Source organism: Actinoallomurus acaciae, from assembly GCF_042429965.1.
Taxonomy (GTDB): domain Bacteria; phylum Actinomycetota; class Actinomycetes; order Streptosporangiales; family Streptosporangiaceae; genus Actinoallomurus; species Actinoallomurus acaciae.
Genome location: NZ_JBHLZP010000440.1, coordinates 1 through 6,686, shown reverse-complemented (window position 1 = coordinate 6,686; position 6,686 = coordinate 1). Strand labels below are relative to the sequence as shown.

The window sequence follows — 6,686 nt, the reverse complement described above, 5'->3', positions numbered from 1 at the left end:
GCCTTGCGCGTACCGCGCAGCGCGGCGACGCGGTCCCGCAAGGCGGGCAGGCGCGCGGCGCGGTCGTACCGGCGCATCATCTTCCGCCACGTCCTGGCCACCAGCCGGGGCGTCTCCCCGGCGGCCGGACGGGCGGCGCGGGCGTTCACCGGCGGATCGGCGAGGAAGGCGTCCAGGGCGTCGAGCAGGTCGTAGTACCGCCGGGTCAACAGGACCTCGCGCATCCGGTCGCGGGCACGATGCTCCTCGGCCGCCATCGCGAGCAGCCAGGCCGGTTCCCGGTGGGCGCCGGGCAGCTCGGCGAGGCGGCGGTGGAAGCGCGCGTTCTGCACCTCCAGGTCGCGGACGTCGCCGAGCGCGTCGGCGAGCCACCTCAGCTCCGCGTCCAGCGTCTGGACCCGGACCGGATCGATGAGGCGCCCGTGCGTGCGCAGAATGCTGCGGATGCGCCGGACCGCGACGCGCATCTTGTGGACCGAGTCGTCGTCGCTCTCGGCGAGCCGCACGCGCGGGTCGTACTCGAGCAGTTGCTCGACCTGTTCGCCCAGGTATCTCAGCAGCACGTCGCCGGCGGTACGGGTGGCGGTGGGCCGCCGGACGGGGGTGATGTCGTCCTCCAGCGCCCGCGCCAGCTTGGAGGCGGCCGCCGACTCGCGGGCGCCGGACTCGCGCAGGCGTCCGCCGATGCTCTCCACCACCTCACGGGAGCCCTCGACCGCCTCGACCTCCAGCTCGCGCCAGCGCATCAGCGCGACCTCACGGCCGTCCCGGCTCAGGCGGCGGGCGTGCACGGTGTCGTCCGCGAGCTCCGCGAGGACCGTGCCGTCCTCGGCCAGCAGCCCACGTTCGGTGCGGTGGGTCTCCAGCTCCGCGACCCGGACGAGGAAACGGCCGCGGACGTGCGCGGCGACGAGCTCGGACAGCTCGGCCGGCACCGCGTTGGTCCCGGCGTCGAGCGACGTCCGTACCTCGCGTCTCGTGTCCTCGCCGACCGGCAGCTTCAGGTGCCAGCCCTCGTCGCCTCCGCCCTCCCGGCGCCGCAGCGTGATCCCGCGCGCGGCCAGCCGCAGGTCCTCGGTGTCGAAGTAGGAGGCGCGGAGAATGTGGGTCTCCGGTGGCCCGACCCGCACGCAACCACCGACCTGTCGCAGGTCGGGCAGGGCGAGATCGGCCTCGGCGTCGTACTTGCGCTCCAGCTCGATGTGGCGTGCCACGGTTCCTCCCTCGATCCGGTGTCGGCACATGGGCGGCACTAACGCCCTTACCCGCACGGAGAGCCTCAAAAGTGAACTTTCAGCCGGGTATGGCGCCGTCCCGCAGTCATCGGGCGGTGCCGGGGTTCGGCGGGTCGGCGTTCATCGGCGGCCTGGGGCCTGTCTCGAAGTGCTTGGGTCGTGGGTTTTCCACAGCCCTGCGTGTGGTCTTCCTTTGGCGTGTGGCGTGGCTTGACAATGGAAGTGGGGTCGGCTCCCCCTGGAGGGCGGGGAGCGTCCCGACGGCGGGACTTCGAAACACGATCTAGTCGGGTGGCAGGAGAGGACCGAGGGGTCCGAGATCGAGGTTGAGGTCGCGGGCGTCGAGCCCGAACCGCTCCCGCAGCTCCGTCATCGCCTCCTCCAGCCGCATGAGTGCCAGCCCGAGCTCCTCGACCTTCTCGTCGGGCAGGTCGCCCGCGTCGACGCGGCGCAGGGCCTGGCGTTCCATGAGCTGGCGTACGAGCTCCACCACGGTCAGCACGAGGCGCACCAGGTCGCGCTGCACCTGGTCGGAGTCGGTCTCCATGCGGTGGGGCAGCCGGTGGCCGCGCCCGTCCTCGGCCGCCGCGTGGCGCGGGTGGTACGCGTTCACGGCGCCTCCTTGGCCGGAGGAGAGACCAGGCGTGCGTGTTCGCTGATTCGCCCGCTCACGAATCATCCCAGGTCACGACGCCCTCGATCGGCTCGTCCGAACGCTCGGCCGCCATCGCCCGCTCCATCTCCGGCCGGATCGAGGCGACGATCGCGCGTAGCGAGATCCGTACGAGGTCGACGTCGGCGATCGAGATGGTCACGTCACCGGTGATCACGACGCCGCCGGCGAGGAGCCGGTCCAGCAGGTCGACGAGGGCGACGCGCTGGCCCCGCGCGGGGCCCGGCGTGCGCGTCTCGGGCAGGTCGCTCAGTACTCGGTCCACGCCTCCTCCTCGGCGGCGAACGAGTAGGGCGCCCAGGGGCCGGTGAGTTGGAGCCGCAGCTCCGGGCGCGTTTCGGCGAGCCGTGCGACGGCCGTGCGGAAGTCCTCCGCGCGCTCGTCGTCGACGAGGTACGCGGCGTTGAGGATCATCCAGCCGCGCTCGCCGGACAGTTTCTGATCCTGCGGCCGGTGCAGGCGCCGGGTGGTGGCGATCGTGCACAGCTCGTCGTCGACGCGACCGGCCAGCGTGAGGACCTCGCGGCGCGTCTCCTCCTCATCGTGCCGCTGGGCGCTGCGCCGCCGCAGGTACGCGGTGCCGGGCCGGGCGTCCGCCGGAGCCGGTTCCTCCGTACGGGACGCGGCCTCGGCGAGGTCGGCGTACATCTTGACGCCCCACTCCGTACGGCCGGTGATGCGCGCCAGCGCCTGGGCGAACTCGTCATGCCGTTCCCGCAGCGCGCCGCGCGCCCGGTCCTCGTTCCGGTACACCGTGGCGAGCCCGAGCGGGACGACCACCCCGCGTCCCGCGACGGCGTCGACGACCGCGTGGTGCGCGCGTGCGGTCGCCTCCAGCCAGTCCAGGTGCTCCAGGTTCCGCCGCAGGGCATCCTCGCCGAACTCGGCCAGGCTCACCCGGCTCACCACCGCGGTCAGCCCTTCGGCGTCAAGGGTCTCCACGGGCGCGTCCGCCACGCCGCGGACCCGCGCCACCGCCTCGGCGGGCAGGCCCCGGCAGACGCCGTACACGTAGATCGCGGTCTCATCCACGGTCGTCCTCCTCCGGTGGACGCCGCCGGACCCGGCGAGCGCGAGGCTCCTGCTCCTCCTCGTACTCGTACTCGTCGTAGTCGTTCTCGTCACGGGCCGCGCGGCCCACCGCCCGGCGGTCGCCGCGCCGGAGTTCCGGCTCGGCGCGCTCCTCCTCGTCCGCGCCCTCCAGGGCGGCGAGCCGTTCGCGCAGCCGGCGGTTCTCCGCCGTGACCTCTTCGTGCCGGGCCGTGGACGAGAGGGTGGGGTCGTGCTCCCACCAGTCGATCCCCATCTCCTTGGCCCGGTCGACCGAGGCGATCACCAGCCGTAGCTTGATGGTCAGCAGCTCGATGTCGAGCAGGTTCACCTGGATGTCGCCGGCGATGACGATGCCCTTGTCAAGGACGCGCTCAAGGATGTCGGCGAGGTTCGCCGACTCCGGGCGCCGTGTCGGCGCGGGCTGCCGTCCGTAGCCGTATCCGGTCAGCCCCCGCTCCATCGGATCCGTCACGTCATCTCTCCCCCGCCTGGCACCGGATGTAGCGGTCGACACGCCGGTAGGCCAGCAGCTCGCCCTCCGAATCCAGCTCGGCCTCGTACACGGCGATGACGTCGGTCGTGTCGGGGATCCGGTGCGTCTCGACGACCTCCACGCCGATCGTCCATCCGCCGTCCTCCGCCTGCTTCAGCGAGATGATCCCCTCGGGTTCCTTCCCGGTCATCTCGGCCACGTGGTCGGCGGCCAGCCGCGCGGCGCGGTCCGCGGTCGGCGGAGGTGGGCGCCGGACCCGGCGCCTCGGCTCATCGTTCCGGCGGTCGTCCATTCCCGCCCTCCGGGAAGCCGGAGCGTTGCCGCGACATCATCCGGGCCAGCAGCTCGTTCTCCAGCTCGGCCGCCTCATCCTCCGGCAGCCGGCCGGCCCGTACCTCCGCCTCGATCTCGGCGATCTGCCGGCGGATCACCGCCGGGTCGTACAGCTGATGTTCGGCCTGCTCCAGAATGCGCTCGGCCAGCCAGGCGACGCTCCGCACGGGCGCGAGCGGCAGAGTCAGCAGGCCCGTGAGCAGTCCCATGGCTCAGGCCCCCTCCCCGGGCGGCGGCGGCACGAAGTCGTACGGCGCGAGCGGGCCGACCATGCGCAGCCGGACACGGCCGGACCAGCGTTCCCCGAGCCGGTCCACGGCCTTCTCGAACTCCGGCAGGCTCCGGTCGGTCACCAGGAACGCCACGTCGGCGGCCGTGTCCTCGCCGGCCGGCGGCCGCGGGGCCACGGCGGTGGCGTACGGCTCCAGCTCGTCGACGAGCGCGTCGGTGTCCGCCTGGCGCTTGTCCTCCAGCGCCTTGACGATCAGCTCGCCCAGGCGGATCCGGTCGTAGTAGGCGGCGTCCTCCGGCAGCTCGCGGATCCGTTCCCGGAGCCGCGCCGCGTCCGGGTCCTCGTGGAGGACCTCGCGGAGAACGACGTCCTCGACGTAGACGCCCGAGACGGCGAACTCCCGCGCGCCGCTCAGGTCGTCCAGGACGTCCAGGAACCAGTCCTCGTACGGGCCCAGCATCTCGTCGGCCAGGGCGCCCGTCGTGGTGACCACCGCGCCGAACCGCAACGGCAGCGTCGTCGTCTCGTCCGCGAGGGCCTCGACGACCGCCTCGTGCGCGAGCAGGTCGTCGCGGGTGCCCAGCGCCTGCACCGGGGAGATCTCGCTCACCGCGGCCGCCAGGTCGCCGTGCCGGACCAGGGTCACCTTGCCACCCGCGATCCCGGTCAGGTCCGCGGGCAGCCGCGCGTCCGAGCGGACCACGCCGTAGACGTAGCAGGCCAGGCCCGTGCCGCCGGCGACGCGCTCGGAGGTCTCACTCTTCGGTCGTGTCGTCACCGGTCACGCTCCCTACGCGGGGGCCGGCGGCGATCCTCACGTTCCTCAGCCCGTTCGGCACGCTCCTCCAGGACCTCGCCGACCGTCTCCCGCGCGGCGTCGAGCATGCCCTTGGTCTTGCCCTTGGCCCCGCCCTGAGTGCCCTTCTCGGTCAGCTCGCCGACGAGTCCGGGCAGCCCCGGGCCGCCCTTCTCGTACAGGTCCAGGCGGTTGGTGGCCTCCGCGAAGCGCAGGTAGGTGTCCACGCTCGCCACCACGATGCGCGCGTCGATGGTGATCAGCTCGATGCCCACCAGGGAGACGCGCACGAACGCGTCGATGACGAGACCCTTGTCCAGGATCGTGTCGATCACGTCCACCAGCGCGCTTCCGGACGACCGTTGGACGGGCCCCGATCCTTCGTACGGGGAGACCGTCATGGGGAGTCACCTCCGTTCGGCGTGTTCTCTTCCGGTCACTCGGACTCGTCCTCGCGAGGGCGCGCGGACCCGCGGCGCCTCGGCCTCCGCGCCGGCCGCTCCTCGTCCTCGTGCTCGTCCGCGTGCTCGTCCTCGTGCTCCTCGGCCGGGCGGCGGCGCCGTGGTTGGCGGCGGGGCCGTTCCTCCTCGGCCTCCTCGGCCTCCTGAGGCTCCTGGGTCTCCCGGGCCTCCTCGCCGCCCCGGCGCCTCGGCCTCCGGGGGCGCTCCTCGGGTTCCTCGGGCTCCTCCTCCGGCTCCTCGCCCTCTTCGCGTTCGGCGGCCTCGCCGGGCTCCTCCTCTTCGCGCTCCTCTTCTTCCTCTTCGCGCTCTTCTTCGGGAGCCTCCTCTTCCGGGGCCTCCCGCTCTTCCTCCTCCTCGCGGGCCCGTTCCTCGTCGTCGAGCGCCTCTTCGTGGGACTTGACGACCTCGCCCTCACGGATCTCTCCGCGCCAGCCCTCGATCTCGTCGGTCCTGAGCAGCGCGTGGACCATCGCGTGCCGGCGGAAGTGCTTGAACTCCAGGCGCGCGCGCCGGCCCTGGGACCGCCAGATGTTCCCGGTGTGTTCGAACAGGCCCTGCGGGTGGTACTCCATCACCAGACAGATCCGGGTGAGGTTCGGAGCCAGCTCCGAGAAGGACACCGCGCCGTCGACGTAGCCCTTGGCGCCCTTGGACCGCCAGATGATGTGGGAGTCGGGCACCTGCTCCAGCGTCGTCGCCTCCCAGGAGCGGTGGGACCAGAAGACCTGCGCCTTCCAGTTCGACTTCTCATCCTCCGGGCGCTCGACGCTCTCGACCTTCTTCATGAACGAGGGGAAGTCCTCGTACTGGGTCCACTGGTTGTAGGCGACCCGGAGGGGCACGCCGACGTCGATCGTCTCGACGATGCTGGTGAACTTGGCCTTCTTGCCCTTGCCGGCGCCGAAGAGCTTCTTGACCTTCTCCTTCAGCCCGGTCGCGCCCGCGCCGAGCGCCGCGCGTACGGGACTCTTGCCCTCGGTCAGCGCCGTCAGCCCCGAGATCGCGGCCTTGACCCCCGGGCTGGCGCCCTCCGCGTCACCGACCTTCTCGAGCAGCCCGCGGCTGAGATCGTTGACCTTGTCGCTGACCTTGTCCCCCACCGAGGACAGGACTCTCTCGGCGAAGGCCTCCAGCAGGCTCTTGGCCTCCTTGGCGAGCCTCTGCGTGGGCAGGTTTTCGGCCAGGTCGGCGCTCTCCCGGCCGAGCCGGTCACCCTCGGTCATCGCTGCTCCCTCCCCTGGGCGTTCGCTCAAGGTCGCGAGATGGACCCCGGCGGACGCCCCGGCTCACGGGTACGGCGGCCCCGGACGGCCGTCAGCGAGGTGACCGCCCCCTTCTCGGGCGGTCGTCCTCACGCCTCGGCGCCCGGCGGCGCGGCTCGGGCCGCGACGAACGGGCCGGCGGGCGGCG

The 6,686-nt window shown here is 72.4% G+C and carries 10 protein-coding genes; all 10 read right to left on the bottom strand.

The features are described from left to right. The coding region (locus ACFFNX_RS37740; protein WP_378210868.1) for a CYTH and CHAD domain-containing protein at positions 1–1,214 on the bottom strand (1,214 nt) is incomplete at its 3' end. 304 nt (positions 1,215–1,518) lie between these two features. Continuing rightward, positions 1,519–1,848 carry a gas vesicle protein K gene (locus ACFFNX_RS37735; protein WP_378210867.1) on the bottom strand — a complete coding sequence of 110 codons (330 nt, stop codon included), beginning with the start codon at positions 1,846–1,848 and terminating at the stop codon, positions 1,519–1,521. Between the two features lie 55 nt (positions 1,849–1,903). Then, the gene (locus ACFFNX_RS37730) at positions 1,904–2,173 is read right to left on the bottom strand and encodes a gas vesicle protein (RefSeq protein WP_378210866.1); all 270 of its coding nucleotides are present in this window, start codon (positions 2,171–2,173) and stop codon (positions 1,904–1,906) included. Continuing rightward, a complete protein-coding gene (locus ACFFNX_RS37725; RefSeq protein WP_378210865.1) occupies positions 2,158–2,940 on the bottom strand; it encodes a GvpL/GvpF family gas vesicle protein in 783 nt (260 codons plus the stop codon). The genes ACFFNX_RS37730 and ACFFNX_RS37725 overlap by 16 nt, the downstream gene beginning before the upstream one ends. Continuing rightward, positions 2,933–3,433, bottom strand: a complete 501-nt coding sequence (locus ACFFNX_RS37720) for a gas vesicle protein (protein WP_378210864.1) — start codon at positions 3,431–3,433, stop codon at positions 2,933–2,935. The genes ACFFNX_RS37725 and ACFFNX_RS37720 overlap by 8 nt, the downstream gene beginning before the upstream one ends. A 1-nt stretch (position 3,434) precedes the next feature. Then, positions 3,435–3,746 (bottom strand): gas vesicle protein GvpO, encoded by a 312-nt coding sequence (gene gvpO / locus ACFFNX_RS37715; protein WP_378210863.1) that lies wholly within the window; start codon positions 3,744–3,746, stop codon positions 3,435–3,437. After that, entirely contained in the window at positions 3,724–3,996 is a 273-nt protein-coding gene (locus ACFFNX_RS37710) for a gas vesicle protein GvpG (protein ID WP_378210862.1), read from the bottom strand. The genes gvpO and ACFFNX_RS37710 overlap by 23 nt, the downstream gene beginning before the upstream one ends. Before the next feature lie 3 nt (positions 3,997–3,999). Beyond that, a complete protein-coding gene (locus ACFFNX_RS37705) occupies positions 4,000–4,797 on the bottom strand; it encodes a GvpL/GvpF family gas vesicle protein (RefSeq protein WP_378210861.1) in 798 nt (265 codons plus the stop codon). Then, positions 4,794–5,216: a gas vesicle protein GvpJ gene (gvpJ, locus tag ACFFNX_RS37700; protein ID WP_378210860.1), complete on the bottom strand. Its 423-nt coding sequence runs from the start codon at positions 5,214–5,216 to the stop codon at positions 4,794–4,796. The genes ACFFNX_RS37705 and gvpJ overlap by 4 nt, the downstream gene beginning before the upstream one ends. Before the next feature lie 35 nt (positions 5,217–5,251). Further along, positions 5,252–6,499, bottom strand: a complete 1,248-nt coding sequence (locus ACFFNX_RS37695; RefSeq protein ID WP_378210859.1) for an SRPBCC family protein — start codon at positions 6,497–6,499, stop codon at positions 5,252–5,254. Positions 6,500–6,686: the final 187 nt, after the last annotated feature.